Source organism: Paracoccus aminovorans (assembly GCF_900005615.1).
Lineage (GTDB): Bacteria > Pseudomonadota > Alphaproteobacteria > Rhodobacterales > Rhodobacteraceae > Paracoccus > Paracoccus aminovorans.
This window is the reverse complement of record NZ_LN832559.1, coordinates 1595407-1620351: the sequence shown is the minus strand read 5'-3', so window position 1 is coordinate 1620351 and position 24945 is coordinate 1595407. Positions and strand designations below refer to the sequence as shown.

Genomic DNA, 24945 nt, shown 5'->3' with positions numbered 1-24945 from the left:
CTGTCAAAAGGTCAGGGCCGTTCAGGGGCAGAAAAGATCGTTGGTGAGGCCGAAGACCATCAGCGACAGCACCGCGGCAAGCCCGAGCGCGGACAGGATGTCGACCACCCGCCGGGACGGGCGCCGCCCGGCGACCGCCTCGTAGAGGTAGAACATCAGGTGGCCGCCATCCAGCACCGGCACCGGCAGCAGGTTCAGAAAGCCGATGGCCGCGGACAGCACCGCGATCCACCAGATGAAATTGCCGCCGCCGGCCGAGGCCGCCTGCCCCGTCGTCTCGGCGATGGAAATCGCGCCGCCCAGGTTGCAGCTGCCGATCTGGCCGGTGACCATGGCCCAAAGCCCCGAGACCGACGAGGCGATGATGTCCCAGGTCCGCGCCGCGCCCAGGCCCAGCGACTCGAACAGCCCGGCCGGCCGGATCGCCGGGTCGAAATAGCTGCCGCCGCCGGTGATGCCGATCAGCCAGCGCCGCTCATAGCCGGTCTCGGTCGGCAGGTCCTGCTCGCGCGGGATCAGCGTGTAATCGGCCTCGCCCTGGCCCGGACGCCAGACCCGAAGCAGCACCGGCTTGCCGGCGGCGCCGGTGACATGGCCGCGCAATTCGTCGAAGCGCGCCACCGGCTGGCCGTCCACCGCCAGGATCACGTCGCCCGGCGCCAGACCCGCGGCGACCGCCGGGCTGCGCGGCGCCACGCCGCCGATCAGCGGCGGCATCGGATCGGGACCGGGCACGGTGATCTCGGCCCCGTCGCGCTGGACCGTCCAGTCGTGGCTGGGGCGCGCCGGCAGGGTCTCGGCCAGCTTGCCCAGGGCCCGCCAGTCGGCAACCGGCTGGCCGTCCACCGCCAGGATCCGGTCGCCGGTCTGCAGCCGCATCTCGACCCCGGGCGGCGTCGGGTGCAGCTTGCCCACCTGCGGCGCCTCGACCGGCAGGCCCTGCCACAGCGCCATGCCGGCAAAGACCAGGATCGACAGGACGAAGTTGAACACCGGCCCCGCCGCCACCGTCGCGAAACGCGCCCAAAGCGGCGCTCCGGTCAGGCTTTGCCGCGCGCGGGCCGGATCGACCGGGACCGAGCCGGCGCTGGCCGCATCGGCATCGCCCAGGAAGCGGACATAGCCGCCCAGTGGGATCGCCGCCACCTGCCAGACCGTGCCGTGCCGGTCGCGGCGCGAGACCAGGCGCGGGCCGAAGCCCAGCGAAAATGCCTCGGCCTTGATGCCCGACAGCCGGCCGACGATGTAGTGGCCGTATTCATGCACGGTGACGATGATCGACAGCGCCACGACAAAGGCGGCGGCGGTCCACAGGAAGCCGCCCATGGCGTCCAGAATCCCGGTCATGCCGCGCCCCGTCCCTGCGCCGCCGCGCGGCGGGCGAAACGGTCCCAGGCCAGCACGGCGTCGAGGTCGCCCGGGCTTTGCGCGAATCCCGGCTCGCGCGCGGCCAGATCCAGCGCCCGTTCAACCGCGGGGGCCATATCGGTGAAACGGATATGCCCGGCGATGAAATCGTCCAGCGCCTGTTCCTTGGCGGCATTCAGCACCGCGCCGGACGCACCGCCCGCCAGCATCGCCTCGCGCGCAAGACGCAGGGCGGGCCAACGCGCCTCATCCGGAGCCGAGAAGGTCAGGCTGCCGAGCGCAGCCAGGTCCAGCTTCGCCACCGGCAGTTCGGCCCGCGCCGGCCAGTTCAGCGCATAGCCGATGGCATGGCGCATGTCGGGCGCGCCAAGATGGGCGATGCTGCCGCCGTCGCGATGCGTGACCATGGCGTGGATGATCGACTGCGGATGCACCAGCACGCGGATGCGCTCCGGCTGCAGGCCAAAGAACTCATGCGCTTCGATGACTTCCAGCGCCTTGTTGAACATGCTGGCGCTGTCGATGGTGATGCGCTGGCCCATGGCCCAATTCGGATGCCGGCTGGCCTCGGCCACGGTCGCCAGCGCCAGCCGCTCCAGCGGCCAGTCGCGGAAGGCGCCGCCCGAGGCGGTGATGGTGACATGCTCGACGGAATCGAGATCTTCACCCTGAAGCGATTGAAAGATCGCGGAATGCTCGGAATCGACCGGCAGGATGCGGGCGCCGGTGTCCCGGGCGCGGGACATGACCAGCGGCCCGGCGGCGACCAGGGTTTCCTTGTTCGCGAGCGCCAGCGTGCCGCCCCGATTCAGCACCTCCAGCCCCGGCGGCAGGCCGGCGGCGCCGACGATGGCCGAAAGCGTCCAGTCGGCGGGGCGCGCAGCAGCCTCGGCCACGGCGGCGCTGCCGGCGGCGGCCTCGGTGCCGCTACCGGCCAGCAGGCTGCGCAGTTCCGTCAGCTTCTCGGGCCATGCCGTCACGGCGATTTCCGCCCGCAACGCGCGCGCCATGCCGGCCAGCCGGGCGACATTGGCGCCGCCGGTCAGCGCGACGGTCCGAAAGGCCGCCGGCCCGCCGGCCCGCATCAACAGGTCGAATGCGCTTTCGCCGACCGATCCGGTCGCGCCCAGTACCGATACGCTGCGCATGGTCTCAGCCTCCGATCACCGGCAAGAGGTTCGCCATCAGCAGGGCCAGCGCCAGCAGCAGCGCCCCCGCCATGGCGTCGAAACGGTCCATCACCCCGCCATGGCCCGGGATCAGATCCGAACTGTCCTTGGCCCCGACGCGGCGCTTGAGCCAGCTTTCGGCGATATCGCCGAATTGCCCCGCCAGCGCCAGCAGCGGCCCGACGAGCAGAACAGCCCAGCCGGCCTGTCCCGCCAGGACCAGCACCAGCGCCAGCACCAGCGCGCCGACCCAGCCGGCGACGGTGCCGCTCCAGGTCTTTTTCGGGCTGATCGAGGGCCAGAAACGCGGCCCGCCCAGCCTGCGGCCGACGAAATAGCCCAGGATGTCCGCAGCCACCACGGTGCCCACCACCCAAAGCAGCGTCGGCAGGCCCATGGCCTCGCGGATCACCACCAGCGCGTAGCCGGCGCCCAGGATCGCCAGCGTGAGCAGCAGATAGGCCGGGCGCTCGTGCTCATGCGTGCCGGGCCAGCCGGCGATCATCGGCACTAGCGCCAGCGCCATCGGCCAGTCGCCCGGCAGCACCAGCATGGCCAGCATGACCAGCCCGGCCAGGATGCCGATCAGCACCGGGTGGCGCGGGCTGTGGAACTCGGCATGGCGCCAGCCGGTCAGCCGGGCCAGTTCCCACATCATCAGCCCGATCACCGCCGAGACGCCAAGGCGCAGCCAAAGCCCCGAGGACAGCAGCAGCGCCAGCCCCAGCACCACCAGAACGGCGCCCGATATCACTCGCGGCCGCAGATCCGCCCATTTGTCGCGGCCGCGTTGCAGCGCACCCCGCAACCGGTCGCGCTTTGAGCCCTCGCCCGTCATGCGCCGCCGAAGCGCCGTTCGCGCAGCCCGAAACGGTCGAGGATCTCGGCCAGGTGCTCGGGCGTGAAATCCGGCCACAGCACCTTGGTGAATTCATATTCGGAATAGGCCGCCTGGAAGGGCAGGAAATTCGAGGTCCGCGTCTCGCCCGAGGTGCGGATCACCAGATCCGGGTCGGGATGGCCGGCGGTGTCCAGGCAGGCGGCCAGGTCGGCCTCGGCCGGCTCGGCGATCTCGCCCCGGGCCATGCGCGCGGCCAGCCGCGCCGCCGCCCGCACCAGCTCGTCGCGGCCGCCGTAATTGATCGCCACGGTCAGGTTCAGCCGGGTATTGCCGGCGGTGCGCGCCTCGATGCCGGCCATCAGCCGCTGCAGCTTGCGGTCCAGCCGCTCGCGCCCGCCGATGAAGCGCATGCGCACGCCCTCGGCGGCCAGCCCGTCGGCCTCGCGCTCGATATAGCGGGCGAAGATGCCCATCAGGCCCAGCACCTCTTCGGTCGAGCGCTTCCAGTTCTCGGTCGAGAAGGCATAGACCGTCAGCCAGTTCACCCCCATGTCGGGGCAGGCGCGCACGATCTGCTTGACGCGCTCGGCGCCGCGCCGGTGGCCGACGAGACGCGGCCAGCCCTTGTTCTTGGCCCAGCGGCCGTTTCCATCCATGATGATGGCGATGTGACGGGGGCGCTGGTCCCCACCGCCGGAATTGCTCAGGCTGGCTGCGGTTTCGGCCATCCGGGTCAGACCTGCATGATTTCGGCTTGCTTGCTTTCCAGGGCCTGGTCGACCGCGGCGATCATCTTGTCGGTCAGCTCCTGCACCGCGCTTTCCCAGAACTTCTGGTCGTCCTCGGACATGCCGGCGCCCTTGGCCTTCTTGATCTGATCCATGCCGTCGCGGCGCACGTTGCGGATGGCGACGCGGGCATGTTCGGCATATTGCGCGGCGACGCGGGTCAGGTCGCGGCGGCGCTCCTCGTTCAGTTCGGGGATCGGCAGCATGATGATGGTGCCGTTCAACTGAGGGTTGATCCCCAGGCCCGAATCGCGGATCGCCTTCTCGGCCTTGCCGACCAGCGCCTTGTCCCAGATGTTGATCGTCACCATCCGCGGCTCGGGCACGTTCACGGTGCCGATCTGGTTGATCGGCGTCGGCGAACCATAGGCATCGACCATGATCGGCTCGACCATGCTGGCCGAGGCCCGGCCGGTGCGCAGCGACGCGAATTCATGGCGCAGCGCCTCCATGGCGCCCTTCATGCGCCGCTCCAGGTCGTCGGTGTCGATCTCGATTTGCTCTGCCATTGGGACTGCCTGTGGATAGGGTTTTGCCGTTTGTAACCGCAACGGTTGAACTTGGCAAAGCCCCCGAGAACAAATCCGCACATATGCCGCCACGGTGCTTTGGCCGCGATCCGCGCGCCGGCGGCCTTTCGCCAGGCGCCCGCGCGGGCCGGCGGAACCGCGCCCCGGCCGAGCCCGGCGCCAAGACACCGGGTCAGGCGCCGCGGCGGGGCATGCCGAAGACCTCGCCTTGGGCCTGCGTCCTATCCGTGCACCCGCGTATAGGTCCCCGTTCCGGCCAGAATCCCCCGGAACCCGCCCGGCTCGTCCAGCGAGAACACGATGATCGGCAGGTCGTTGTCCCGCGCCAGCGCGATGGCCGAGGCGTCCATCACCCCCAGATGCTTCTGCAGCACCTCGTCATAGGTCACGTCGTCGTAGCGCTTGGCATCCGGGAACTTCTTCGGATCCTTGTCATAGACGCCGTCGACCTTGGTGCCCTTGAAGATCGCCTCGCAATTCATCTCGTTGGCGCGCAGGGTCGCGGCGGTGTCGGTGGTGAAATAGGGGTTGCCGGTGCCGGCGGCGAAGATGCAGACGCGCTTCTTCTCCAGGTGGCGGACGGCGCGGCGGCGGATATAGGGCTCGGCCACCTCGTCCATGCGGATGGCCGAGATCACGCGGGTGTGGATCCTTTCCGCCTCCAGCGCCGCCTGCATCGCCAGCGCGTTCATCACCGTGGCCAGCATGCCCATATAGTCGGCGGTCGCGCGCTCCATGCCCTGGGCGCTGCCCTGCAAGCCGCGGAAGATGTTGCCGCCGCCGATGACCATGCAGATTTCCACGCCCATGTCGTGGACGGATTTCACCTCGGCCGCGATGCGGGCGACGGTCGGCGGGTGCAGGCCGTAGCCCTGGTCCCCCATCAGCGCCTCCCCCGAAATCTTCAGCATGACGCGAGAGTATTTTCCGGGGTTCTGGGGGGCGCTGTCCGACATGGCTCTACCTTTTCGCGGCGGTTTCATTGCCGCGCAAAATGTCGCAAACAGGCCCCATGTTCAACAGCCCGCGTCCCCTGCCCGCATGAACCGCCTGATCGCCACGCTCGACCCCGGCCGCCATGTGCTGATCGCCGGTCCCACCGCCAGCGGCAAGTCCGCGCTGGCGCTGCAGATCGCCGAGGCGCAGGGCGGCACCGTGGTCAATGCCGATGCCTTGCAGGTCTGGTCCTGCTGGCGCGTGCTGACCGCCCGTCCCGACCCGGCCGAAACGACGCGGGCGCCGCATGCGCTCTATGGTCATGTCGCGCCGGGCCGGAGCTACTCGGTGGGCGAGTGGCTGGCCGAGGTGGCGGCGCTGCCCGGCCGGCTGATCGTCACCGGCGGCACCGGGCTTTACCTCAACGCCCTGACCCGCGGGCTGGCGGCGATTCCGCCAACCCCGCCCGAGATCCGCGCCCAGGCCGATCTCTTGAACCGCAGCCCCGAGGGGCTGGCCCGCATGATCGCCGAACTCGACCCGCGCAGCCGGTCGCGGATCGACCTGAAGAACCCGGTGCGGGTGCAGCGCGCCTGGGAGGTGCTGACCGCCACCGGCCGCGGCATCGCCGACTGGCAGGCCGAGACGCCGCCGCCGCTGATCGCCCCCGGCGCGGCGCATCGGCTGGTCCTGAACCCCGACCGCGACCGGCTGGCCGACCGCATCGCCCTGCGCTTTCAGGCGATGATGGACCAAGGCGCGCTGGACGAGGTGCGGAGGATGCTGCCGCAATGGGATCCGGGCGCGCTCTGGGCCAAGGCCATCGGCGCGCCCGAACTGGTCGCGCATCTGCGGGGCGCGCGCAGCCTGGAACAGGCCGTCCAGCAGGCCATCGTCGCCACCCGGCAATATGCCAAGGCGCAGCGCAGTTTCTTTCGCGGCCGCATGCGCGACTGGGACTGGATCGAAGCGGCACCCGGCGCAGTCACCTAAAAGTGACATATTAAACATTTCGCAACTACAAGCTGTATAGGCTCTTCTGGAACTCCGGTTGGAAGTTTACGTTATCCTTATGGATTTGCTGGAAACCGTGCCAGATGAACGAAGCAATTCGCGCCTTTCACAGGATCGATTCGGACCCGTCCACACAACGGCTGCGGGTGGCGGGCGTCAACGCGCCGGGAATCATGGAGCCGGCAGGCGCTGATCCCCGCCTGCCCCCCGAACCCGCGATGGAGGCTGCCGAGGCATCAACCTCGGTGCCGTCGCCCGCCCTGCCCCAAGGCAGCGTATCGCCGCCTTGCGCACTGCCGCGCGGCCGGCCGGGCGATGGGCTGCGGCTGATCCCGCTGGCCGGATTCCACTGGGGCGGACCGGTCCGCGGACGCATGGCACCGCCCAGCCCGCGGGTGCGCGGCGACCACGTGTTGATTCGCCCGGTCGCGGGCGCGATCAGCATCGAATTTCCACGCTTCAGCCATGCGCTCACCGCCGGACGTGTCGCCTTCATCCCCGCCGGCACCGCCTTTTCCCTGAAGCCGCCGCCCGAGGCCGAGGGCCAGGCGCTGCTGATCCCGCCGGGCTGGGTGCGGGGCCAGCCGATGCCCAGCGGCTTCCGCAGTGGCCTGCCGGCGGCCGAGGATGCCGGGCTGCTCGATCCCGCCATCCTGGCGCTGGCCGAGGGTGCGGCCCGCGACCCCGGCGGCGACGGCGCCACCCCTCACCAACTCGGGCTGATCGCGGTGGCGCTGTCACGACTGGACGACCGGCCGCAGCCGACCGAGATGCAGCGCGGGACCCTGGCCGAGGCGCGTCCGCTGACCCAGCGCTTCCTGGAACTGGCGCGGCACGAGATGGGCGCCAGCCGCACCATCGCGGAAATGGCGCGCGACCTTGGCTGTTCGCAAGCGCAACTGGACCGCGCCTGCCGGCAAAGCCGCGGACGCAGCGCGCTGGACCTGCTCTATGACCTGCGGCTGGAACTGGCGACCGAGGCGCTGCGCGAAACCGCCCGCCCCATCCCCGAGATCGCCGAGGAACTGGGCTATGCCGGCCTGGGCCATTTCATGCGCGCCTTCCTGGCCGCCACCGGCCGCACGCCCGAGACCTATCGCGATTTCATGAAGAACCAGCACCCGGCCGCACCGGGGGACTGATCCCCGAAGCCGCCCGGACTGCGCCGCCCCTGTCCGCCGCCGCGCCGGCGGATCAGGGGCGCTGCTCTTCTCCGTCCTCGTCCAGGGTCGCGGCCCCGTCGCGGCCGCGGAATCCCTGCGCCACGACGAATTTCTCGGAGGAATCCGAGCGGCTTGCCGGCGGCTTCACATTCGCCACCTTGCGGAAATTGCGCTTGAGCATCGCCTGCATCTCGGTTTCCGCGCCCCCCGCCAGCACCTTGGCGACGAAGGTGCCGCCCGGTTCCAGCACGTCGAAGGCGAATTGCGCCGCCGCCTCGACCAGCGCCACGATGCGCAGGTGGTCGGTCCCCTTGTGCCCGGAGGACGCCGCCGCCATGTCCGACATCACCACATCCGCGTTGCCGCCCAGCCAGGCCTTGACCTGTTCGTCGGCACCCTCGGCCAGAAAGTCCAGCTGGTGGATCTCGGCCCCGGCGATGGGATCGACTTCCTGCAGGTCCACGCCCAGCACCGTCCCGACCTTCTTGCCGGATTTCTCGCCCAGGGCGTTCACCCGGGCCACCGCCACCTGGCACCAGCCGCCGGGCGCGCAGCCCAGGTCGACCACCCGCGCCCCGGGGACCAGGAAACGATATTTGTCGTCCAGTTCCAGGATCTTGAAGGCGGCGCGGCCGCGATAGCCCTCGCGCCGGGCGCGGGCGACATAGGGGTCGTTCAGCTGCCGCTCCAGCCACAGCGTGCTCGACAGCTTGCGCCCCTTGGCTGTCTTGACCCGCACCCGCAGGTCGCGCTGGCCGCGCCCCGAGCTTTTCTTCGCACCGCCCGGCTTCTTGTCGTCGCTCATCTCACGCCACCCCGTTCATTCCATCCGGGGCCAGCACCCCGTCCTTGACCATCTGCGCATAAAGCAGCCCCTCGCGCAGGCCGCGATCCGCCACCGACAGCCGCGTCGTCGGCCAGACCCGCATCAGCGTCTGCAGGATCGCCGCGCCCGACATGATCAGCGCATGCCGCTCGCGCCCGATGCGCGGATCGGCGCGGCGGCCCTCGGGTCCCAGCGCCAGATAGTCGCGGATCACCCGGTCGATCTGGGCCGAGGTCATGGTCAGACCGTCCACTTTGGTCCGGTCGTAACGGCGCAGCCCCAGGTGGCTTGCCGCCACCGTAGTCACGGTGCCCGAAGTGCCGATGATCTGGAAATTCTCGTCGGGGGCGCTGGTCAGCGAATAGGGCGCGAAATCCGACAGCATCTCCTCGAAATGCCAGGACATCAGCGCGAAACGGCCCTGGTCGTCCTCGACATCCTCGAACTGGTCGCGCAGCGTGGCCACGCCCAGCGGCACCGAGATCCAGTCCACCACCCGCGCGCCGCCGGGCTGCGGATCTCGAAAGCCGTCCGCCAGCCGCATGATGGCCCGCGAGCGTTCCTTGGGATCCACCTCCTCGAGGTCGATCCAGACGAGTTCGGTCGAGCCGCCGCCGATGTCGACGACCAGCAATTGCTCGGTGCGCTGGCTGACCAGCGGCGCGCAAGAGATCACGGCCAGCCGCGCCTCTTCCTCGGCGTCGATGATCTCGACCGGCAGCCCGGTCTCGCGCCGGATCATGCGCAGGAAGTCGCGGCTGTTGCGCGCCCGCCGGCAGGCCTCGGTCGCGACCAGCCGCATATGCACGACATTATGCGCCTCGAGCTTGCGCCGGCACACCTGCAAGGCATGCACCGTCCGCGCCATGGAAGGACGCGACAGCCTGCCTGATGCCTCGAGACCATGGCCCAGCTGGACCGGCTTCGAGAAACTGTCCACCACCTGGAACTGGCTGCCCGCAGGGCGGGCAATCAGCATCCGGCAGCTGTTGGTGCCAAGATCCAAGGCCGCGTAGAGCGACCCGTCCTCGGCCGGGCGGGTGACGAAGGGCTCGACCGTTTTTCTCGGGAACGCGTCCGCACCCGCGGGACGCCTGGGCGCCATGGTCACGCCCTCCGATTACTAAGTTGAAACGAACGTAACCCGCGCCCCGCTGGCGTTCAAGGGGGCTGCCCCTCGACAGGGGCGGCGGGCGGGGCTATGCCCTTGGCCATGATCGTGATCGCCGCCTTCCTTCTTGGCGCAGCGATCGGCTGGGCACGCGCGGCAAAGGCCGGCGGCGGCACCGCCGACAAGCTGCAATATGCCGCCGCCCACGCCCTGGCGCTGACCGTGCTGGCGCTGTTCCTGTCCATAGTGCTGACCAGGATGGGCTGATGTTCCGGCCCTTTCTCGACAGCCTGCGCCGGCACGGGGTCCCGGTCAGCCTGCGGGAATACCTGGACCTGCTGGCGGGGCTCGATGCGGGCCTGTCGGACTGGCGTCCCGAGGGATTCTATCACCTGGCCCGCGCCACGTTGGTCAAGAACGAAAGCCACATCGACCGATTCGACCGTGCCTTTGCCGAAGCCTTCGCCGGCCTGGACGAGATTCCCATCGAAACGCTGGTCGATCAGGTCTCGATTCCCCGCGAATGGCTGGAGAAGCTGGCCGAGAAGCTACTGACGCCCGAGGAACGCGCCGCCATCCAGGGTCGGGGCAGCTTCGATGAGCTGATGAAGCGGCTGCGCGAGCGCCTGGCCGAGCAGCAGGGTCGGCACCAGGGCGGCAGCAAGTGGATCGGCACCGCCGGCACCTCGCCCTTCGGCGCCTATGGCTACAACCCCGAGGGCGTGCGGATCGGGCAAGCCGAAAGCCGCCATCGCCGCGCGGTCAAGGTCTGGGACAAGCGCGAGTTCCGCGACTTCGACGATTCGGTGGAACTGGGCACCCGCAACATCAAGGTGGCGCTGAAGCGGCTGCGGCAATGGGCCCGCCACGGCGCGCTGGAAGAGCTGGACCTGCCCGGAACTATCCGCGCCAGCGCCGAGCACGGCTATATCGACGTGCAGACACGGCCCGAGCGCCACAATGCCGTGAAGGTGCTGCTGTTTCTCGACGCCGGCGGCAGCATGGACGACCATTCGCGGCTGGTGGACGAGCTGTTCTCGGCCGCCCGCGCCGAGTTCAAGCACCTGGAGCATTTCTATTTCCACAACTGCGTCTATGAGGCGCTGTGGAAGGACAACCGCCGCCGCTGGACCGAAACCACCCCGACCTGGGAGGCGATCAACCGCTTCGGCCGCGACTACAAGACGATCTTCGTCGGCGATGCCTCGATGTCGCCCTACGAGATCGCCGTGCCCGGCGGCGCCAACGAGCACTGGAACCCCGAATCGGGCGAGACCTGGCTCAAGCGCCTGCGCGAGACCTGGCCCGACCATGTCTGGCTGAACCCGGTGCCGCGCACGCATTGGGGCCATACCCGTTCCATCGCCATGGTCCGCGAGATCTTCGAGGATCGCATGCAGCCCCTGACGCTCGAAGGACTGACCCAGGCCATGCGCCTGCTCGGCTAGGCGCGTCACCATGCCGGCGCTTGGCGGACCGTCCGCGCGACGACACCTTGGCTTGGCGAACCGCCAAAGCGAGCCCATATTGGGGCCATGCTGCGCTATACCCCGATCCTGCTCATCATCCTTTACATGGCCGCGATGTGGTTCTTTTCCATGTGGCGGCTCAAGGCCGAGCTCAACACCCGCTCGACCCCGCTGACCCATCCGCGTCTGACGCCGATGCTCGCGCGGCTGGGCCGCGCCATGGACCTGCCGCCGATCCGCGCCCATGTCTATGAAGTGGCGCCGGTGAACGGCATGGCGGTGCCGGACGGGCGCATCTTTCTGACCCGCGGTTTCCTCGACAAGCTGGACGAAGGCCGCGTGACCGAGGCCGAGCTTGCCTCGGTGATCGCGCATGAGCTGGGGCATGTCTCGCTGGGTCATTCCCGACGCCGGATGATCGACTTCGCCGGCCAGAATGCCATCCGCATGGCGCTGGCGGGCGTGCTGGGCCGCTTCCTGCCCGGCATCGGCGGCTGGATCGCCAATCTGGTCGCCGCAGCCGTCGCCGCCCGGCTGTCGCGCCAGGACGAGTTCGAGGCCGACGCCTTCGCCAGCGCCCTGATGGTCAAGGCGGGACTGGGCACCGACCCGCAGAAAAGCCTGTTCCGCAAGCTCGACGGGCTGGCCGGCGGCCGCGGCACGGCACCGGCCTGGCTGCTCTCGCACCCCCCGACCGCCGCCCGCATCGCCGCCATCGAGAAGCTGGAGCGCCGCTGGGGCGTGGCTTGACTTGACGGCTCGCGACTTGCCCGCTCGCCCGGATGGGTTATGCTGCACCGGCAAAACAACCGCCGTGACATGACCCGCCCCTTTCGCCGCCGCATCCTCTACATCCCCGGCTATGACCCGATCCCGCCGCGCCGCTACCGCGAGCTTTACAAGCGCGAGGGGGCCGAGCAGGCACGGATCTCGGGCTATCGGCTGGGTTTCGGCCCGCGCCGCGACCGCAAGGGCTTCGGCTGGGGCGTCAGCGGCGATTTCGACGGCGCGCGGGCCGAGGCCGAGTTCGAGGTGCTGGTCTGGGCCGACATCGTGCAGGGCTCGATGGGGCAAAGCATCGCCGCGACCTATGGCCAGCTTTGCCGCACCGCCTGGGCCTATATCGGCTCGGGGGCGCTGTTCCGGCTGATGCGCCTGCGCCGCGGCCCGGTAATCGCGGCGCTCTACCCGGTGGTGGTGCTGCTGGCGCAACTGGCCGTGGTGCTGCTGGCCGGCGCGGGTCTGGGCTGGCTCGTCGGCCGGCTGACCGGCGTGATGGGGCTGGCGCTGCCGGTCACGCTGGCGGTGGTCTGGGCCGGGCTGCACCTGTGGCGGCGGCTGGACGGCAAGATCTTCGCCTATTACCTGATGCACGACTACGCCTTTACGGCCCAGGGCGGCGGCGCCTATCCCCCAGCGCTCGAAGCGCGGCTGACGCAATTTGCCGACCGCATCGCCGAGGTGCTGGCAGGTGATTGGGACGAGGTGTTGGTCATCGGCCACAGCTCCGGCGCCTATCTGGGGGTCTCGGTGCTGGCGGACCTGATCCGCTCGGGCCGGGTGCCGACGGGCGCGCGGCTCTCCTACCTGTCGCTGGGCCATGTCGTGCCGATGGCGTCGTTCCTGCCGCGCGCGAACCGGCTGCGGGCCGACCTGCGCTATCTGTCAGCGCGGCCCGAACTGGACTGGATCGACGTGACCGCACCGGGCGACGCCTGCTGCTTCGGGCTCTGCGACCCGGTCGCGGTCTCGGGGGTCGAGCCGCCGGGCCGCCGGCAGCCGCTGGTGCTCTCGGCCGCCTTCACCCAGACGCTCTCGCCGCAAAAGCGCCGCAGCCTGCGCGGGCGCTGGTTCCGGCTGCATTTCCAGTATCTCTGCGCCTTCGACCGCCCCCGCGACTACGACTATTTCGCCATCACCGCCGGGCCGCTGCCGCTTGGCGCGCGCTTCACCGGACGCGACCATTCGCCGGGCCGCATCGCCCGGCCGGTCAACGGGTTCACCGCGACATGATCCCGCCGAAACCCGCCTCGCGTCCGGGCAAGCCCTCGCTCTGGCGCTTCCTGCGCGATTTCCGCCAGGACATTCTCTCGGCGCAGTCCGACCGGCTTTATCGCGCCTGGATGGCCGAGTTCCGCGCCCCCTTCATCCGCAGCTTCACCTGCAACGACCCCAAGCTGATCGACCTGATCCTGAAGCAGCGGCCGATGGATTTCCCGAAATCGCCGCGCATGGCGGCGGGGCTGCAACCGCTCTTGGGCAATTCCAGCTTCATCTCGAACGGGGCGACCTGGCAGCACCAGCGCCGCATCATCGACCAGGCCTTCGAGGGCGGCAGGCTGCGCGAATCCTTCGCCGCCATGTGGGACGCCGCGCAATCCGGCGCGGCGCGGCTGGCGCCGCTGGCCGACGGCGCGGATGTGGACATCGAGCCGCAGACCAGCCACATCGCCGCCGACGTGATCTTCCGCACCCTGTTCTCGATCCCGATCGAGGACCGCATCGCCGCCGGCGTGTTCCAGTCCTTCCGCGACCATCAGGACGCGCAGCCGATGGTGAATCTCGGGGGCCTGCTGCCGCTGCCGCGCTGGGCACGGCTGCACAGCCGGCGCACCCGCGCCAGCGCCCGCCGCATCCGCGACCTGATCCGGCAGCTGGTGTCAGATCGCGCCGCGCTGATCGCCCAAGGCGTCGCGCCCGCCGACCTGGCGACCCGGATCATGACCACGACAGATCCTCAGACCGGCGCGGTCTTTTCCGCCGCCGAGATGGTCGACGAGGTCGCGACCTTCTTCCTGGCCGGCCATGAAACCGGCGCCTCGGCGCTGGCCTGGGCGCTCTATCTGCTGGCCGAGCATCCCGACTGGCAAGACCGGCTGGCCGAGGAAGCACACCGGACCCTCGCCCCCGATTTCGCCGCCATCAAGGCCCTGCCGCTGTCCCGCGCCGTCTTCCGCGAGGCGCTGCGGCTTTATCCTCCGGTCGCGATGACGGTGCGGCAATGCGCCCATGCCGAGACCCTGCGCGACCGCAAGGCCCCCAAGGGCGCTCAACTGGTGCTGTCGCCCTGGCACCTGCACCGCCATGAACGGCTCTGGGACAATCCCGACGGTTTCGACCCCGGCCGCTGGGAGACCGAGAACGGCAAGACCTGCATGCGCGACGCCTATATCCCCTTCTCGGCCGGCGCCCGCGCCTGCCCCGGCGCCGGCTTCGCGATGATCGAGGGACCGCTGATCCTCTCGGTCCTGCTCCGCGCCTACCGGCTGGAACCCGGAACCGAAAGGCCCGTCCCGATCATGCGCCTGACTCTACGGGGCAAGAATGGCATCCACCTGCGCCTGCGGAACCGTTGAATGAGTATTTGAGGAACGAAGAAGCCCAAGGCACCGCGCTGGGCTTCTCTGTTCCATAAATACTCGAACCGGCGCTCAAAGCCGATAGATGCCCGAGAATTTCTCTTCCAGGTAGTCGAGCAGCGGCGCCTCGCTGATCTCGGCGCCGGTGGCGCGCTCGATCAAGTCTCGCGGCGGATAAAGGCCGCCATGGCGCTGCATGTTCTCGCGCAGCCATTCCACCGCCGGGTCGGCCTCGCCCCACGCCAGCGCCTTGTCCAGATCCGGCACGGCGGCGCGCATGGCCGCGTTCAGGCAGCCGGCATAGACGTTCCCCAGCGCATAGGTCGGGAAATAGCCGAAAAGCCCGACCGCCCAATGCACGTCCTGCAGGACACCATTGGCGGGTCGGTCCACGGCCACGCCGAAATCGTTGAGGAAGCGCGCGTTCCAGGCCTCGACCAGGTCGCGGGTATCCAGCCGGCCGGCGATCAGGTCGCGCTCCAGGTCGAATCGCAGCATGATGTGCAGGTTGTATTGCACCTCGTCGGATTCGGTGCGGATGAAGCCAGGCGTCACCCGATTGACCGTCGCATAGAAGGCGTCCGCATCGGGCAGCGACAAGCCGCCGAAGGCATCCGACATGCGTTGATAGAGCCAGCCGGTGAAGGCGCGGCCGCGGCCGATCTGGTTCTCGTAGATCCGGCTCTGGCTTTCGTGGGCGCCCATCGAGACGCCGCGCCCCAGCGGCGTGAAGGCATAGTCGGGATCGATGCCCAGCTCATAGCTGGAATGGCCGACCTCGTGGATGGTGGAATAAAGGCAGTTGAACGGGTCGGTCTCGACCACCCGCGTGGTGATGCGGCTGTCCTGCCAGCGCCCCGAGCTGAAGGGATGCACGGCGATGTCCATGCGGCCTCGGGTCCAGTCGTAGCCGAATGCGGTGGCGCAGGTCCGCGCCAGGCGCAGCTGGGTTTCCTGCGGGAAATGCCCGCTCAGCGGCTCGGGCTGATAGTCGGCGCCCAGCACGTCCTCGCGCAGCGCGACCAGGCGCGGGCGCATGGCGTCGAACAGCCTCGCGATCTGGGCCTGGGTGGCGCCGGGTTCGTAATCGTCCAAAAGCGCGTCGTAGAGGTCGCCGCCATCGGCCAGCGCCGCCGCCTCCTCGCGCTTCAGCATCAGGATGTCGCCCAGCACCGGCAGGAACTCCTCGGGCGCGTCCTTGGCCCGGGCCTCGGCCCAGACGCCCTGCGCCAGCGAGGTCTGCCGCGCCAGTTCCGTCGCCAGCCGCGCCGGAATGCGCGAGGCGCGGCGGAAATCGCGGGCGATCAGTTCGATGATGCGGGCGTCCTCACCGTCCTCGGGCACCGCCTGGTCCAGCCATTCGCCGATGCGCGGATCGGTGCGCCGCTCGTGCAGCACCGATTCCATCGCCGCCATCTCTTCGCTGCGCTGCTCGGTCGCGCCGCGCGGCATCACGGTTTCCTGGTCCCAGCCCAGCCGTTCGGCGACCGAGGACAGCGCCTCGGTCTGGCGCTGGAAGGCGAGAAGATCGTCGAAGGCGCTCATCGGATGGTTCCCCTGACCGAGGTTTCATAAGGATAGCGCGCATTGTGGCGCGCGCGCAGGATCAGGGTGAACAGTGCCACGGCCATGACCTGATGCGCCAGCGCCAAGGGCAGCGGCGCGGCATGGATCACGTTCATGATGCCCAGAAGCACCTGCACCGCCACCGCCGCGATCATCGCGAGATAGGCGCCGCGCGTCTGCGGATGCGGCGAGCGCCGGGCGCGCAGGAACACCACCAGGGCAAAGATCGCCAGCAGATAGCCCACCATGCGATGGATGAACTGCACCAAGGCCGGGGTCTCGAAGAAGTTGCGCCAGCCGAGCGTGGCATCCCAGATCTCGGCCGGGATCCACTCGCCGCCCATGGTGGGCCAGCCGGTATACATCCGGCCCGCGTCGATGCCCGCGACCAGCGCGCCCAGCAGGATCTGCACGAAGGCCAGGTGCATCAGCCCGGTGGTCATGGAAAACAGCTTCGCCTCGCCCGCCCGGCGCGCACGCAGCAGCGCCGCCTCGGAGCGAGAAAGCTGCATGACATACCAGGCGATGAAGCCCAGAATCGCGAAGGCCAGCCCCAGGTGCAGCGCGAGGCGATAGGAGGCCACCCGCACCATCTCGCCCGACAGGCCCGAATGCACCATCCACCAGCCGATGGCGCCCTGCGCCCCGCCGAGCACACCAAGCAGCAGCAGCCGCGGCACCCAGCCGGTCGGGATGCGGCGGGCGGCCAGGAAGCCCAGGAAGCCCACGGCCCACACAAGCCCGATCAGCCGGCCCAGCAGCCGGTGCGACCATTCCCACCAGTAGATCTGCTTGAAGCCCGCCAGGTCCATGTCCGCGTTCACCTGCTGGAACTGCGGGATCAGCTTGTATTTGTCGAACTCGGCCTGCCAGGCGGCGGCGTCCATCGGCGGGATCGCCCCGGTCACCGGCTTCCACTCGGTGATCGACAGCCCCGAGCCAGTCAGCCGCGTGGCCCCCCCCAGCGCGATCATCGCCGCAACCAGCACGAAGATGACGATCAGCCACAGCCGGATCGCGCCGCGCGCGCCGCGATGGCCGGCATCGATCATGCCGCCCGCGGGCGGCGTGGCCTTGGGGCTCGTTTCGGTGACTTCCTGAAAGACGGGGCGTCTTGCCATGTCAGCTTCCTTGTTCGAACAGGCGCGACCTTGGCCCGGGCGCGCCCGGAAATCAATCTGCGCGCCGGACCAGCTGGCGCAGCATGCCGTGGAAGATCCGCGCATCGGCCCGGGTCAGCGGCAGCCGCGACCACAGGTTGCGCAGCGTCAGCTTCATCGCCGGCGCCTTCTCGGACGGGAAGAAGAAGCCCGCGGCCTCGAGCCGTTCCTCGTAATGGTCGGCCAGCTTCTCGATCTCGATGCGGGTGGCCGGCGCCTCGCCATCGGGGCGGCGGCCATGCGGGGCGGGCTCGGGCGGCAGGCTCTCGCGCGCCCATTCATAGCCGTTGAGCAGCACCGCCTGCGCCAGGTTCAGCGAGGGGAAATCCGGGTTCACCGGTACGGTGATGATGGCATTGGCCCGCGCCACGTCGTCGTTTTCCAGGCCCGCACGTTCGGGGCCGAACAGGATCGCGGTGCGGCCGCCCTGGGCATGGCGCTGCCGGGCATCGGCCATGGCGGTGGCGGGCGTCAGCACCGGCTTCGTCAACTCGCGGCCGCGCGCGGTGGTGGCATAGGCGTAATCGACGTCCGCCATGGCCTCGGCCAGGGTCGCAAACACCCGCGCCCGGTCCAGCACCCGGCCGGCGGCCCCCGAGGCCATGGCCACGGCCCGCGGATTGGGCCAGCCGTCGCGCGGCGCCACCAGACGCATGTCGGTCAGACCGAAATTCAGCATGGCGCGCGCCGCCGCGCCGATGTTTTCGCCCATCTGCGGGCGCACGAGAATGATCGCGGGTTCCATGCGCGGGGCCATATCCTTCCCGGGAAGCACTGGCAAGGCGCGCGGCGCTGCGCTATCTGCTGGGGCGAACCTCAGGATGACAGCGCCATGACAGACCAACCGAATTCGTCGCAGCTCTATCTGATCACCCCTGTCGGCGCGGCGGCCTCGACACTGGGGCCGATGCTTGCCGATGTCATGGACCGCTTCCCCATAGCCTGCCTGCGCATCCCGGGCGCCGGCTCCGAGGAGGAGCTGGGCCGCATCGCCGACCTCGCACGCGAGATCGCCCACGCCCGGGACGTGGCGGTGGTGATCGACGACCATGTCGCCCTGGCGCAGCGCCACGGACTGGACGGCGTGCATCTGACGGATGGCGCCCGCTCGGTGCGCTATGCGAGGAAGGAGCTGGGTCAGGACGCCATTGTCGGTGCCTTCTGTGGCACCTCGCGCCATGACGGCATGAACGCGGCCGAGGCAGGGGCGGATTATGTCAGCTTTGGCCCCTGCGGCCCCTCGGCGCTTGGCCATGCCGCGCCGGCCGAGCTGGACCTGTTCCAATGGTGGTCCGAGGTGATCGAGGTGCCGGTCGTGGCCGAAGGCGCCTTGACCCCCGCCCTGATCGGCCAGCTGGCGCCGCTCAGCGATTTCATCGCGCTGGGGGCCGAGATCTGGTCCGAACCCGATCCGGTCGAGGCTCTGGCGCATCTCTGGCGCTGATCGCGCCGGTGGCTTGGTCGGCGTGGGTATTTGAAAAACGGAAAGCCAGCCCGTCGCACTGATCCCATGTTCGGAGAGCCTAACTTGTGCTTTCCGTTTTCCAAATACCCCGGCCGCAGAGCAAACGACACCGCGTCAGCCCTCTTGCGAAGCGCATTGCCGCGGCCTAAAGCCTTGCCATGACCCAGCATCAGCGCCTTCTCATCATCGATTTCGGCTCCCAGGTCACGCAGCTGATTGCGCGGCGCCTGCGCGAGCTGAACGTCTATTGCGAAATCCACCCGTTCAACGCGGTCGACGACGCCTTCCTGGAAGACTTCGCCCCGCAGGCGGTGATCCTTTCGGGCGGGCCCGCCTCGGTCACCGAGGCGAATTCGCCGCGTGCGCCGCAGGGCCTGTTCGACATGGGCGTGCCCGTCTTCGGCATCTGCTACGGCCAGCAGGTAATGATGGAGCAACTGGGCGGCCGCGTCGAATCCGGCCACCACGCCGAATACGGCCGCGCCTTCATCGCCCCCGCCGAGGGCCACAAGGGCGACGGCATCTTCGCCGGCCTGTTCGATGCCGGGCGCGAGGAAGTCTGGATGAGCCATGGCGACCGGGTCACGCAACTCGCGCCCGGTTTCCAGGTCATCGGCACCTCGCCCAATGCCCCCTATGCGATGATCTCTGATGAATCGCGCGGCTTCTACGCCGTGCAGTTCCACCCCGAGGTGCATCACACCCCGCACGGCCGCCGCATGCTGGAAAACTTCGTCCGCATGGCCGGTTTCACCGGCGACTGGACCATGGCCAGCTATCGCCAGGAGGCGATCCGCAAGATCCGCGAGCAGGTGGGCGACAAGCGCGTCATCTGCGGCCTTTCGGGCGGCGTCGACAGCTCGGTCGCGGCGGTGCTGATCCACGAGGCGATCGGCGAGCAGCTGACCTGCGTCTTCGTCGACCACGGCCTGCTGCGGCTGAACGAGGCCGAGGAAGTCGTGACCATGTTCCGCGACACCTACAACATCCCGCTGATCCATGCCGACGAGGCGGACCTGTTCATCGGCGCGCTCGAGGGCGTCTCGGACCCCGAGGTCAAGCGCAAGACCATCGGCCGGCTCTTCATCGACGTGTTCCAGAAATACGCCAATGAGATCGAAGGCGCCGAATTCCTGGCCCAGGGCACGCTTTATCCTGACGTGATCGAATCGGTCAGCTTCTCGGGCGGACCCTCGGTCACCATTAAGAGCCACCACAATGTCGGCGGCCTGCCCGAGAAGATGGGCCTGAAGCTGGTCGAGCCGCTGCGCGAGCTCTTCAAGGACGAGGTTCGCGCGCTTGGCCGCGAGTTGGGCCTGCCGGAAAAATTCATCGGCCGTCACCCCTTCCCCGGTCCCGGCCTCGCCATCCGCTGCCCGGGCGAGATCACCCGCGACAAGCTCGACATCCTGCGCAAGGCCGATGCGGTCTTCATAGACCAGATCCGCAAGCACGGGCTCTACGACGAGATCTGGCAGGCTTTCGTGGCCATCCTGCCGGTGCGCACTGTCGGCGTGATGGGCGACGGCCGCACCTACGACTATGCCTGTGCGCTGAGGGCGGTGACCTCTGTCGATGGCATGACGGCGGATTACTATCCGTTCACGCATGAGTTCCTGGGCGAGACCGCGACGCGGATCATCAACGAGGTCAAGGGCATCAACCGCTGCACCTATGACATCACCTCGAAACCGCCAGGCACCATTGAGTGGGAGTGAATCAGGGTGGTTTCAGACCATCTCGCTCCGTGTCGAAAGTCGCACGTCCCCGTTGAATAGTAAGGATTATTTTTCTTAGCCCGTATCGCTGCATGTCACCCCAACCCAGCCACTTTGTTGGTAGCGATGTTGGTATGGCGCAGGATGGTCAAGAAACGGGCTTTCGCTACCAACACCCCCTTTGTTGGTATCCGCTCGCCCCCAGACCGGATGCGAATTTATGGGCAATTTCACTGATAAAGAACTGAAAAATCTGAAGCCAAGGGCCAAGCTGTACAAGATGACGGACCGCGACGGGATGCATGCGGCCGTCACCCCAACTGGGGTCATCTCGTTTCACCGGGTGAACGGGCGGCAGGAGGTCTTGACCATCGGCCGATATAGCGCCGAGGCGGCGCGCAAACTGACAGGCGGCCGGCGCCTGAGCCTTAGCGCCGACACTCTGGCAGCAAAATTTCGCCGGATGCAACGGTGCCGGAGGTTGACAGAATCGGCGGTCGCCGACGGTCGCTGACAGCTAGTCAAGACATTTCCCGCCAGGCCTTCCCTACCGGCGCGCCTGCTCGATCTGTCCGACACCAAGAAGGTGACCGTCATGGATCAGACTTTCCAAGCCACGATGACCCGCGCGGCCGAGCTGCTGGCCGAGAGGGCGGCGGGCTTGTAGGCTGGTCCGAAGCATTCCGCCTCCGGATGTTCGGCGTTTCAACGGAGAGCTTACCGACGCCCCAGCGCGAAGTCCGGTCTTTCCTGCGGCAATTCGGCCGGATGGGAAATTGACAAAACCCTGCTTATATCGCCCGATAGGCTATCGCGCCCGCTTTCGCGGCAAAGGCGCGGCACGGCGCCTGACAACGCATTTGGCGAGGCGGTGCCGTGATCATTTTACATTCAGGGGAACCCGGCATGACTTGCGCCTGCGGACACAACCACAACCACTCACCCCCTCCGGCCCCGGCAGGCCGGACCATCCCATTGGAGCGGCCGCTCGTCTCGCTGACCGGACGGCTGATCTGCGCCGATACCGCGCAGATGCTGCTGGCACTGGAACTGTTGTCGGACCATGTCGAACTGAGCCGGGCCGAGCCGGGCAACCTGCGGTTCGATCTCGCTCAGGCCGAGGACCCGCTGGTCTGGGAACTTGCCGAACTCTATGCCGACGAGGCCGCCTTCCAAGCGCATCGCGCCCGGCTGCGCGAAAGCCGCTGGGGACGCGAAAGCCACGGCATCGCCCGCGATTTCACCCGCACGGAGCCCCTGCCCCGGCTGCGGCCGGAGGCCGCCCATGACCAAGCCGCCATCGCCGCGCTGCTGACCCGCAGCTTCGGCGGCGAGGACGAGGCCGATCTGGTCGCGGCCCTGCGCGCGGCCGGCGACCTGGCGCTGTCGCTGGTCGCCGAAGCCGAGGGCACGATCATCGGCCATGTCGCCCTGTCGCCGCTGGACGCCGCGAGGCCCGCCTTCGCTCTGGCGCCGCTGGCAGTGCATCCGGCCCTGCATGGGCGCGGCATCGGCGAGGCGCTGGTGCAGGCCGCGCTGGAGGCCTGCCGGGACCACAGCATCGTCGTGCTGGGCGACCCGAATTATTACGCCCGCTTCGGCTTTGCTCCGGCGGAACTGGATTCGCCCTATGCCGGGCCGCATCTGATGGCATTAGGGCCGCAGCTTCCCGCGGGCAGCCGCATCGCCCACGCCCCTGCCTTCGGCGCGCTCTAGCCGGCTGCCGAAAAGGGGACCGAACGGGTGCTGGTGCGAAACCCCTTCCGGCTTCGGGAAAGGCCGGCCCGAAACAAGGCCGATGTCCCGAGGCGCTGCCGGGTCCGCCCGCCTGCACAGGGCCGGCTGGCCGCAGCGGCCTTGCGGCAGCCGGTCAGGTCTCGGCCACCGGTCCGGGAGGAACCGCCGGAGCCTGAGGCAGCCGCAGCCGCACCCGCTTGATCCGGCGCGGATCGGCGTCGATGATCTCGAATTCGGCGCCGCTTTCATGCGGGATCACCTCGCCGCGAACCGGCACCCGGCCGGTCAGCATGAAGATCAGCCCGCCCAGCGTGTCGATTTCGTCCTCTTCCTCGTCGGCAAGGCGCAGGCCGGTCTCGGCCTCGACGTCCTCCAGGGGGGCGCGGGCCTGGATCAGCCATTGCCCGGGCTTTTCCTGGATGGCCAGCCCGCCCTCGATCTCGTCATGCTCGTCCTCGATCTCGCCGATGACCTGCTCGATCAGATCCTCGATGGTGACGAGCCCGTCCACGCCGCCATATTCGTCGATCACCATGGCCATGTGGATGCGCTTCTGCTGCATCTGCTGCAACAGCACGCCGATGGGCATCGAGGGCGGCACATACAGCAGCGGCCGCAGCATCGGGCGCAGCGCGAACTTGACCGGCACCTGCGCGCCGAAACCGTATTTCAGCGCCAGGTCCTTGAGGTGGATAATGCCCAAGGGGCTGTCCAGCGTGCCGCGAAACACCGGGATGCGGGAAAAGCCGTGCTCGCGGAACATCTCGACCAGTTCCGGCAAGGTCGCGGTCACCGGCGCGGCCACGATCTCGGCCTTGGGCACGGCCACGTCGTCGACCCGCATCCGCCGCAGGTTCACCAGCCCCGGGCCCGGCGCGGCACCGGGCGTGGCGGCGGGGATCCTTTCGGCGCGCTCGGCCGCATCGCCCTCGTCGCCGCCGGAAAAGGCGCCCAGGATTCGGCCCAGGAAGCCGCGCGATTGCGGCAGGTCACGCCCGTCCCCGCCGACGCCATCCGACCATGAGGCGGGATCGGCGGAAACGGGCGTGTCGGGACTTCGGTCGTTGGTCATGTCTCGGGTTCCAGATAAGGGTCGGGGATGCCCAGCTTGCCCAGGATCGAGCGCTCGGCATCCTCCATGGTTTCGGCATCCTCGTCCACGATATGGTCATAGCCGGCCAGATGCAGGATGGCATGGACCAGAAGATGCGTGGCGTGGTCGGCGAAGGGCTTTTTCTGCGCCTCGGCCTCGCGCCGGCAGGTGTCGTAGGAAATGGCGATGTCACCCAGCTCCTCGATCTCGGGGATCTCGGGATGCTCGCCCGGCGCGCGCGGGCCGAATTCGACGGCGGGCCAGCTCAGCACGTTGGTCGGCTTGGGCTTGCCGCGGAACTCGGCGTTGAGCACGGCGATGCGGGCGTCGTCGCAGCCCATGACCACGACCTGGAATTCGCCCAGCTCCAGCCATTCGCCGACGGCGCGGGCAGCGCGCTCGGCCATGGCGGGCAGGCCGGCATCCTCCCAGCGATCGTCCTCCAGCACGATGTCGACCACCTGCTGCGCCGCGTGGCGGGCATCCGCGGCCTCAGCCATCGCCCTGCCCCCGGCCGGCCAGCCGCGGTTCGCGACGCGGGATGCGCTGGCCGCGTTCGTCGAAGGGCTCGCCGCGGGCCAGCGCCGCCTCGGCCTCGGCGTCATAGGCCTCGATGATGCGGGCGACCAGGTGGTGGCGCACCACGTCCTTGGCGGTGAAATAACTGAAGCTGATGCCTTTGATATCCTTGAGGATCTTCTCGGCGTCGGTCAGGCCGGAATGGACGCCGCGCGGCAGGTCGATCTGGGTGCGGTCGCCGGTCACGACCATGCGTGAGCCCTCGCCCAGACGGGTCAGGAACATCTTCATCTGCATGGTGGTGGCGTTCTGCGCCTCGTCCAGCACCACGAAGGCATTGGCCAGCGTGCGGCCGCGCATGAAGGCCAGGGGCGCGATCTCGATGCGCTTTTCCTCCATCAGCTTCTGCAGCTGCTTGGCCGGCAGAAAGTCGTTCAGCGCGTCGTAGAGCGGCTGCATGTAGGGGTCGACCTTCTCCTTCATGTCGCCGGGCAGAAAGCCCAGCCGCTCGCCCGCCTCGACGGCGGGACGCGACAGGATGATCTTGTCGACATGGCCGCCGATCAGCATGGTGACACCGACCGCGACGGCCAGATAGGTCTTGCCGGTGCCCGCCGGGCCGATGCCGAAGGCCAGCTCATTGGCGAAAAGATTGCGGACATAGTCCTTTTGCGCGTCGGTGCGCGGCTCGACGGTCTTTTTCCGGGTGCGCAGCTCGATGGGGCCGGTCTGGAACATTTCCAGCTGCTCGGCCGGACTGGGCCCTTCGGGCGCGGTCTCGACGCCCATGCGCAGCGCGGCCTCGACCTCGGCCGCCTCGACGGGGCGGCCCTGCTCCAGCCGCGCGTAAAGCCCGCGCAGCACCTGCGCCGCCTCGGCCTGGGCATCGGTGGGGCCGACGATGGACAGAAGGTTGCCGCGGCGCAGGATATGCACCTTCAGCGCCTCTTCGATGCGGGCAAGGTGGCGATCATGGGGGCCGCAAAGATCGATCAGCAGCCTGTTGTCGTGGAATTCCAGCAAGGTTTCGCCGGGTTGCGTGGTCGCGGGGGGCGGCGGGTTCAGACCCAAATCTCACTCCGGGTTCGGGGTTGTCGTAACCCATGGTTGCAA

At 68.6% G+C, this 24945-nt stretch carries 25 protein-coding genes; 11 read left to right on the top strand and 14 right to left on the bottom strand.

Translation table 11 applies throughout. The annotated features are described in order from the left end of the window. Nucleotides 1-21: 21 nt before the first annotated feature. From rseP to pyrH, 6 genes are all read right to left on the bottom strand, one after another. A complete protein-coding gene (rseP, locus tag JCM7685_RS08105; RefSeq protein WP_074966278.1) occupies nucleotides 22-1347 on the bottom strand; it encodes an RIP metalloprotease RseP in 1326 nt (441 codons plus the stop codon). Beyond that, a complete protein-coding gene (dxr, locus tag JCM7685_RS08100) occupies nucleotides 1344-2516 on the bottom strand; it encodes a 1-deoxy-D-xylulose-5-phosphate reductoisomerase (protein WP_074966277.1) in 1173 nt (390 codons plus the stop codon). Before dxr ends, rseP begins: the two co-directional genes overlap by 4 nt. A gap of 4 nt (nucleotides 2517-2520) precedes the next feature. Next, complete coding sequence (locus JCM7685_RS08095) at nucleotides 2521-3375, bottom strand: phosphatidate cytidylyltransferase (RefSeq protein ID WP_074966276.1); 855 nt, start codon at nucleotides 3373-3375, stop codon at nucleotides 2521-2523. Beyond that, on the bottom strand, nucleotides 3372-4106 hold the full coding sequence (uppS, locus tag JCM7685_RS08090; RefSeq protein ID WP_074966275.1) for a polyprenyl diphosphate synthase: 735 nt from the start codon (nucleotides 4104-4106) through the stop codon (nucleotides 3372-3374). The genes JCM7685_RS08095 and uppS overlap by 4 nt, the downstream gene beginning before the upstream one ends. Nucleotides 4107-4111: 5 nt before the next feature. Beyond that, a complete protein-coding gene (gene frr, locus JCM7685_RS08085) occupies nucleotides 4112-4675 on the bottom strand; it encodes a ribosome recycling factor (protein WP_074966274.1) in 564 nt (187 codons plus the stop codon). A 242-nt stretch (nucleotides 4676-4917) separates the two neighbouring features. Continuing rightward, a complete protein-coding gene (pyrH, locus tag JCM7685_RS08080) occupies nucleotides 4918-5652 on the bottom strand; it encodes a UMP kinase (RefSeq protein ID WP_074966273.1) in 735 nt (244 codons plus the stop codon). Between the two features lie 85 nt (nucleotides 5653-5737). Between pyrH and miaA the strand changes: the two genes are divergently transcribed. Both miaA and JCM7685_RS08070 read left to right on the top strand, forming a co-directional pair. Next, nucleotides 5738-6625, top strand: a complete 888-nt coding sequence (miaA, locus tag JCM7685_RS08075; protein ID WP_074966272.1) for a tRNA (adenosine(37)-N6)-dimethylallyltransferase MiaA — start codon at nucleotides 5738-5740, stop codon at nucleotides 6623-6625. Between the two features lie 104 nt (nucleotides 6626-6729). Next, on the top strand, nucleotides 6730-7788 hold the full coding sequence (locus tag JCM7685_RS08070; RefSeq protein ID WP_074966271.1) for a helix-turn-helix transcriptional regulator: 1059 nt from the start codon (nucleotides 6730-6732) through the stop codon (nucleotides 7786-7788). A 52-nt stretch (nucleotides 7789-7840) separates the two neighbouring features. Here JCM7685_RS08070 and JCM7685_RS08065 read toward each other — a convergent pair whose 3' ends face one another. Next, nucleotides 7841-8614, bottom strand: coding sequence for an RlmE family RNA methyltransferase (locus JCM7685_RS08065; RefSeq protein ID WP_074966270.1), 774 nt, complete (start codon nucleotides 8612-8614; stop codon nucleotides 7841-7843). Between the two features lies 1 nt (nucleotide 8615). Continuing rightward, nucleotides 8616-9740, bottom strand: a complete 1125-nt coding sequence (locus JCM7685_RS08060) for a Ppx/GppA phosphatase family protein (RefSeq protein WP_074966269.1) — start codon at nucleotides 9738-9740, stop codon at nucleotides 8616-8618. Nucleotides 9741-9842: 102 nt separating this feature from the next. Here JCM7685_RS08060 and JCM7685_RS19860 point away from each other — a divergent pair, with 102 nt between their 5' ends. The 5 genes from JCM7685_RS19860 to JCM7685_RS08040 all read left to right on the top strand — a co-directional run bounded on the left by JCM7685_RS19860 (nucleotide 9843) and on the right by JCM7685_RS08040 (nucleotide 14571). Then, nucleotides 9843-10013: a hypothetical protein gene (locus JCM7685_RS19860; RefSeq protein WP_170848887.1), complete on the top strand. Its 171-nt coding sequence runs from the start codon at nucleotides 9843-9845 to the stop codon at nucleotides 10011-10013. Beyond that, nucleotides 10013-11194, top strand: a complete 1182-nt coding sequence (locus JCM7685_RS08055; RefSeq protein ID WP_074966268.1) for a vWA domain-containing protein — start codon at nucleotides 10013-10015, stop codon at nucleotides 11192-11194. The genes JCM7685_RS19860 and JCM7685_RS08055 overlap by 1 nt, the downstream gene beginning before the upstream one ends. 87 nt (nucleotides 11195-11281) lie before the next feature. Beyond that, complete coding sequence (locus tag JCM7685_RS08050) at nucleotides 11282-11965, top strand: M48 family metallopeptidase (protein WP_074966267.1); 684 nt, start codon at nucleotides 11282-11284, stop codon at nucleotides 11963-11965. Between the two features lie 39 nt (nucleotides 11966-12004). Beyond that, the gene (locus tag JCM7685_RS08045) at nucleotides 12005-13228 is read left to right on the top strand and encodes a hypothetical protein (protein ID WP_231964601.1); all 1224 of its coding nucleotides are present in this window, start codon (nucleotides 12005-12007) and stop codon (nucleotides 13226-13228) included. Then, on the top strand, nucleotides 13225-14571 hold the full coding sequence (locus JCM7685_RS08040; protein WP_074966266.1) for a cytochrome P450: 1347 nt from the start codon (nucleotides 13225-13227) through the stop codon (nucleotides 14569-14571). Before JCM7685_RS08045 ends, JCM7685_RS08040 begins: the two co-directional genes overlap by 4 nt. Before the next feature lie 75 nt (nucleotides 14572-14646). On the opposite strand, the gene JCM7685_RS08035 is transcribed toward JCM7685_RS08040, so the two are convergent. From JCM7685_RS08035 to JCM7685_RS08025, 3 genes are read right to left on the bottom strand one after another with little or no spacing between them, the layout of a single operon-like run. Then, nucleotides 14647-16119 (bottom strand): carboxypeptidase M32, encoded by a 1473-nt coding sequence (locus JCM7685_RS08035; protein ID WP_074966265.1) that lies wholly within the window; start codon nucleotides 16117-16119, stop codon nucleotides 14647-14649. Beyond that, a complete protein-coding gene (gene ctaA, locus JCM7685_RS08030) occupies nucleotides 16116-17261 on the bottom strand; it encodes a heme A synthase (protein ID WP_074966264.1) in 1146 nt (381 codons plus the stop codon). The genes JCM7685_RS08035 and ctaA overlap by 4 nt, the downstream gene beginning before the upstream one ends. Before the next feature lie 52 nt (nucleotides 17262-17313). Next, on the bottom strand, nucleotides 17314-18057 hold the full coding sequence (locus JCM7685_RS08025) for an RNA methyltransferase (protein WP_074966263.1): 744 nt from the start codon (nucleotides 18055-18057) through the stop codon (nucleotides 17314-17316). 75 nt (nucleotides 18058-18132) lie between these two features. On the opposite strand from JCM7685_RS08025, the gene JCM7685_RS08020 reads away from it, so the two are divergent. From JCM7685_RS08020 to JCM7685_RS08005, 4 genes are all read left to right on the top strand, one after another. Beyond that, a complete protein-coding gene (locus JCM7685_RS08020; protein WP_074966262.1) occupies nucleotides 18133-18744 on the top strand; it encodes a thiamine phosphate synthase in 612 nt (203 codons plus the stop codon). A gap of 179 nt (nucleotides 18745-18923) precedes the next feature. Further along, nucleotides 18924-20483 carry a glutamine-hydrolyzing GMP synthase gene (gene guaA / locus JCM7685_RS08015; RefSeq protein ID WP_074966261.1) on the top strand — a complete coding sequence of 520 codons (1560 nt, stop codon included), beginning with the start codon at nucleotides 18924-18926 and terminating at the stop codon, nucleotides 20481-20483. A 220-nt stretch (nucleotides 20484-20703) separates the two neighbouring features. Then, nucleotides 20704-20997: an Arm DNA-binding domain-containing protein gene (locus JCM7685_RS20010; protein WP_197701040.1), complete on the top strand. Its 294-nt coding sequence runs from the start codon at nucleotides 20704-20706 to the stop codon at nucleotides 20995-20997. Between the two features lie 461 nt (nucleotides 20998-21458). Further along, nucleotides 21459-22199 (top strand): GNAT family N-acetyltransferase, encoded by a 741-nt coding sequence (locus tag JCM7685_RS08005; protein ID WP_231964600.1) that lies wholly within the window; start codon nucleotides 21459-21461, stop codon nucleotides 22197-22199. A 154-nt stretch (nucleotides 22200-22353) separates the two neighbouring features. Here the strand turns inward: JCM7685_RS08005 and JCM7685_RS08000 are convergent, their stop codons facing one another. Genes JCM7685_RS08000 through JCM7685_RS07990 form a run of 3 tightly spaced genes read right to left on the bottom strand, consistent with a single transcriptional unit; the run spans nucleotide 22354 to nucleotide 24903 of the window. Beyond that, on the bottom strand, nucleotides 22354-23292 hold the full coding sequence (locus JCM7685_RS08000) for a CBS domain-containing protein (protein ID WP_083412558.1): 939 nt from the start codon (nucleotides 23290-23292) through the stop codon (nucleotides 22354-22356). After that, nucleotides 23289-23813, bottom strand: coding sequence for an rRNA maturation RNase YbeY (ybeY, locus tag JCM7685_RS07995; protein ID WP_074966259.1), 525 nt, complete (start codon nucleotides 23811-23813; stop codon nucleotides 23289-23291). The genes JCM7685_RS08000 and ybeY overlap by 4 nt, the downstream gene beginning before the upstream one ends. Next, the gene (locus JCM7685_RS07990; protein WP_074966258.1) at nucleotides 23806-24903 is read right to left on the bottom strand and encodes a PhoH family protein; all 1098 of its coding nucleotides are present in this window, start codon (nucleotides 24901-24903) and stop codon (nucleotides 23806-23808) included. The genes ybeY and JCM7685_RS07990 overlap by 8 nt, the downstream gene beginning before the upstream one ends. Nucleotides 24904-24945: the final 42 nt, after the last annotated feature.

Bases quoted from the DNA above. Each gene is read 5' to 3' on its own strand.
- JCM7685_RS08060 (WP_074966269.1), bottom strand. From the start codon at position 9,740: ATGGCGCCCAGGCGTCCCGCGGGTGCGGACGCGTTCCCGAGAAAAACG.
- miaA (WP_074966272.1), top strand. From the start codon at position 5,738: ATGAACCGCCTGATCGCCACGCTCGACCCCGGCCGCCATGTGCTGATC.
- JCM7685_RS08070 (WP_074966271.1), top strand. From the start codon at position 6,730: ATGAACGAAGCAATTCGCGCCTTTCACAGGATCGATTCGGACCCGTCC.
- uppS (WP_074966275.1), bottom strand. From the start codon at position 4,106: ATGGCCGAAACCGCAGCCAGCCTGAGCAATTCCGGCGGTGGGGACCAG.
- dxr (WP_074966277.1), bottom strand. From the start codon at position 2,516: ATGCGCAGCGTATCGGTACTGGGCGCGACCGGATCGGTCGGCGAAAGC.
- JCM7685_RS08040 (WP_074966266.1), top strand. From the start codon at position 13,225: ATGATCCCGCCGAAACCCGCCTCGCGTCCGGGCAAGCCCTCGCTCTGG.
- JCM7685_RS08020 (WP_074966262.1), top strand. From the start codon at position 18,133: ATGACAGACCAACCGAATTCGTCGCAGCTCTATCTGATCACCCCTGTC.
- JCM7685_RS08095 (WP_074966276.1), bottom strand. From the start codon at position 3,375: ATGACGGGCGAGGGCTCAAAGCGCGACCGGTTGCGGGGTGCGCTGCAA.
- frr (WP_074966274.1), bottom strand. From the start codon at position 4,675: ATGGCAGAGCAAATCGAGATCGACACCGACGACCTGGAGCGGCGCATG.
- JCM7685_RS08050 (WP_074966267.1), top strand. From the start codon at position 11,282: ATGCTGCGCTATACCCCGATCCTGCTCATCATCCTTTACATGGCCGCG.
- JCM7685_RS08045 (WP_231964601.1), top strand. From the start codon at position 12,005: ATGCTGCACCGGCAAAACAACCGCCGTGACATGACCCGCCCCTTTCGC.
- JCM7685_RS08000 (WP_083412558.1), bottom strand. From the start codon at position 23,292: ATGACCAACGACCGAAGTCCCGACACGCCCGTTTCCGCCGATCCCGCC.
- ybeY (WP_074966259.1), bottom strand. From the start codon at position 23,813: ATGGCTGAGGCCGCGGATGCCCGCCACGCGGCGCAGCAGGTGGTCGAC.
- JCM7685_RS08065 (WP_074966270.1), bottom strand. From the start codon at position 8,614: ATGAGCGACGACAAGAAGCCGGGCGGTGCGAAGAAAAGCTCGGGGCGC.
- JCM7685_RS08025 (WP_074966263.1), bottom strand. From the start codon at position 18,057: ATGGCCCCGCGCATGGAACCCGCGATCATTCTCGTGCGCCCGCAGATG.
- guaA (WP_074966261.1), top strand. From the start codon at position 18,924: ATGACCCAGCATCAGCGCCTTCTCATCATCGATTTCGGCTCCCAGGTC.
- ctaA (WP_074966264.1), bottom strand. From the start codon at position 17,261: ATGGCAAGACGCCCCGTCTTTCAGGAAGTCACCGAAACGAGCCCCAAG.
- JCM7685_RS08035 (WP_074966265.1), bottom strand. From the start codon at position 16,119: ATGAGCGCCTTCGACGATCTTCTCGCCTTCCAGCGCCAGACCGAGGCG.
- JCM7685_RS08055 (WP_074966268.1), top strand. From the start codon at position 10,013: ATGTTCCGGCCCTTTCTCGACAGCCTGCGCCGGCACGGGGTCCCGGTC.
- rseP (WP_074966278.1), bottom strand. From the start codon at position 1,347: ATGACCGGGATTCTGGACGCCATGGGCGGCTTCCTGTGGACCGCCGCC.
- JCM7685_RS20010 (WP_197701040.1), top strand. From the start codon at position 20,704: ATGGGCAATTTCACTGATAAAGAACTGAAAAATCTGAAGCCAAGGGCC.
- pyrH (WP_074966273.1), bottom strand. From the start codon at position 5,652: ATGTCGGACAGCGCCCCCCAGAACCCCGGAAAATACTCTCGCGTCATG.